The sequence below is a fragment of the Desulfobacterales bacterium genome (genome assembly GCA_034003325.1).
Lineage (GTDB): Bacteria > Desulfobacterota > Desulfobacteria > Desulfobacterales > JAFDDL01 > JAVEYW01.
Genome location: JAVEYW010000044.1, coordinates 1 through 3,123, shown reverse-complemented (window position 1 = coordinate 3,123; position 3,123 = coordinate 1). Strand labels below are relative to the sequence as shown.

The 3,123-nt window shown below is 54.3% G+C and carries 3 protein-coding genes; all 3 read left to right on the top strand.

Going from position 1 to position 3,123, the window contains the following annotated elements:
• The first annotated feature begins 191 nt into the window (after positions 1 to 191).
• The 3 genes from RBT11_20595 to RBT11_20585 all read left to right on the top strand — a co-directional run bounded on the left by RBT11_20595 (position 192) and on the right by RBT11_20585 (position 2,801).
• Complete coding sequence (locus RBT11_20595; protein ID MDX9789181.1) at positions 192 to 632, top strand: hypothetical protein; 441 nt, start codon at positions 192 to 194, stop codon at positions 630 to 632.
• Between the two features lie 94 nt (positions 633 to 726).
• The gene (locus tag RBT11_20590) at positions 727 to 1,998 is read left to right on the top strand and encodes an IS481 family transposase (GenBank protein ID MDX9789180.1); all 1,272 of its coding nucleotides are present in this window, start codon (positions 727 to 729) and stop codon (positions 1,996 to 1,998) included.
• The gene (locus RBT11_20585; GenBank protein ID MDX9789179.1) at positions 1,989 to 2,801 is read left to right on the top strand and encodes an AAA family ATPase; all 813 of its coding nucleotides are present in this window, start codon (positions 1,989 to 1,991) and stop codon (positions 2,799 to 2,801) included. The genes RBT11_20590 and RBT11_20585 overlap by 10 nt, the downstream gene beginning before the upstream one ends.
• Positions 2,802 to 3,123 lie beyond the last annotated feature (322 nt).

Here is a 3,123-nt window from a genome sequence, read left to right as displayed (position 1 = left end):
TGTAGATCCCCACAAACAACGGAACCAAATCCGGGCTAATTTTCACAATAATTGACAAACGAGAAGGAATTTTCAAATTAAATGGGCCTCCTGATGGAGGCTCTTTTATTTTGAAAAAAGGGTGCGCCGGTCGGCCAACCGACGCACCCGACCAACCGGGGGCCTTTTTGAGCCCTCAACAAGCTGATAAGATGATACTTTTCGTAGACGTAAAACTCAACCAGATTTTTAGCCAGGGACGCAATTTTAATTGGGTCAAACCCGATAGCTGCCCGCGCTGTCAGTCGCGCTGTCTGTGGGGGCATGGCTTTGCTGCGTGCTTTTTCGACGGTTACAGCCAGGCACTGATGCTGCGCCGGTACCGGTGCCCGGATTGCGGCTGCATTATTCGCATGAGGCCAATCGGATACTTTGCTCGTTTCCAGGCGGCCATTGCAGCGATCAGATTCTGTCTTCAGGCGCGATTGTCAGCTGGCAAATGGCCCAAGGGACCATCGACATCCCGTCAACGGCACTGGATGTCGGCACTAAAACGCAAGAGCCAAGCTTTTTTCGGTATCGGCATGGATTTGATGAACGCTTTTGATTGGTTCATCAAGACCAAGCGCATACCGGTGAGCCGTTCCATTTAGGCGCGTTATTCAAAGACCCTACCCAACAGTGCGCTATCGGCCCTTGGAAAACTGCTTTATAGCCGGCCGATCACACACAAAAGGAGGGGTTTTGATGACGGAAAAGAAAAACGAACAGATCGCGGTCTTCCGCTTCGGGGTCATCCACGAGTTTGTCGGCGGGGCCAGGCTCTCGGCAGATGAAAAACGGCGCCTGCTGCACGACAAGTGTTGCCGAAAATGGATCATCCCGCATTGCAGCCGCAGCCGGATCAGTGAAAATACGATCTACCGCTGGATCAGGCGCTACGAAAACAGCGGGGGCGATATCAAGTCGCTTTATCCGGAAAAGCGCGCCGACCATGGCAAACTGCGCGGCATTGACGAAGAAACTGCCGCACATATCGTTCAAGCCCGAAGGCAAAAACCGCATCTGCCAGTGCCTTTATTGCTGGCCGAACTAAAGAGCCAATGTCTGGTGGCCCGGACAACGAGCCTTGCCACGATCTATCGGCTTTTGCATCGCCAGGGCCTGATGGAAAAAACGCAGGCCGTCGAGGATAGAAGAAAATTTGAAGCCCAACAGCCCAACGATATCTGGCAAAGCGATGTGATGCACGGGCCGAAGGTGCCGGTGGATCAAAAATCGCGCAAAACCTACCTGATCGCCTTTATCGATGATCACTCCCGGTTGGTATCGCATGCCGCTTTTTACTTGTCGGAAAATCTGGCATCTTTCATGGACGCCTTTGAAAAGGCCTTGTTAAAGCGCGGGCTGCCAAGAAAACTCTATGTCGACAACGGGGCGGCCTACCGCAGTCACAAACTCGAGTTCACCTGTGCCTCGTTATCCATCGCGCTGATCCATGCCCGACCGTATAAACCACAGGGCAAGGGCAAAGTGGAGCGCTTTTTTAAGACCATCCGAAGTCAGTTTTTGCCCACCGCCGATACCAGCAACCTTGACAGCCTGAACCGCTCGCTCGATCACTGGCTGGAAAACGCCTACCACCAAAGGGTGCACAGCGGCACCGGCATGAGCCCGTTTTGCAGGTTCACACGCAATATGAGTTGTCTTCGCCAGGCGCCGGCAAACCTTGCCGATCACTTTCGCAAGGCCGTTTACCGAACGGTGGCCAAAGACCGGACCGTCACGCTCGATGGCCGCCTGTTCGAGGCCCCGGTTGCCCTCATGGGCCGCAAAGTGCTGCTGTTGTACCATGAACATGCGCCCGAGCAGGTTGAGGTGTTTTTCGACCAGATCTGCTACGGGCTGTTGGTGCCGGTCGATCTGCATGTCAATTGCCGGGTCAAAAGAGACAAGAGCAGAAACATCGAACTGCAATCGGGTGCCACCGCCTACCAGGGAGGCGGCCTATGGAAATGAAAAAAAAGTACAGGGCGTTGTTCGGCTTTACCAAGGAGCCCTTTGCATCCGATATCGCCGTTAAACAGATCATGCAAACGGCACAGCTTGCCGCGGCCCAGAACCGCTTCGAGTATGCCACCGATCTGGGCGCCATTTACCTGATCACCGGCGACACTGGCTCGGGCAAATCAACGGCCATCCGTTACCTGCTCAGCTGCTTGCATCCATCCGAGTACAAACTGCTGTATGTCACGGCCACCACCGGATCGATCCTTGAACTGTACCGGCTGATATTGGGCCAGCTCGGCCTGAGGCTGGCCGGCATGTCCCGCGCGGTGATGACCAGTTTGATCAAAGGCCAGGTGCTGGAAATGATCAACAAGAAAAAAAAGGCGGTACTGGTCATCGATGAGGCCTCTATGTTGCGCATCGAGGTCTTTGCCGAATTGCACACGCTTTGCCAGTTCGAAATGGACTGCAAACCCTATCTGCCCCTTGTTTTGGCCGGTCAGTCCAACCTGATCGATAAGTTGATGTATCCGGGATGTCTTCCGCTGGCCTCGCGCGTGGTCGCCAAAAGCCACTTTACCGGCGCTGAGCGCACCCAGATGCAAGATTATCTGTTGCATCATCTGTCGATCGCCGGCGTCAATAGCATGCTGTTTGACGACGCCGCCATTACCGCCATCCATCAGGGCTCCGGCGGCATCTTCCGAAAAGCCAATCACCTGGCCCGCGGTGCGCTCATCGCAGCTGCCATGCAAAAAACCAAAGCGGTCACGGCCGAACATGTCCAGGTGGCCGCATCCGAGCTGTTTTAAATTAGTGCTGCTTTAAAGCCAATGACCTGTTGATGCGCAGCTGGTCAAAGGCAACCAGGCTTCCGGCCAAACGGAGTCGGGCTCTGCTGGGGAGCAACCCGCCAAGGGATAGCCGGTTGAGGAGGCATTGTGCCAAGGCGGAAGGGGACTTGCTCGAAAGGGCCGGTCCCCTTCCTGCTTGCACCATAATGCTTCCTGTTCATGCCTTAAAAAACCCATACGATTAGATGGAGCGCAGCGACTCCTTCCATTGAATCTGAAATCCCCGCGGACTCTTCAATTTAATCTGAAAATCCAGTTCCATTTATTGGGGGAATCAACA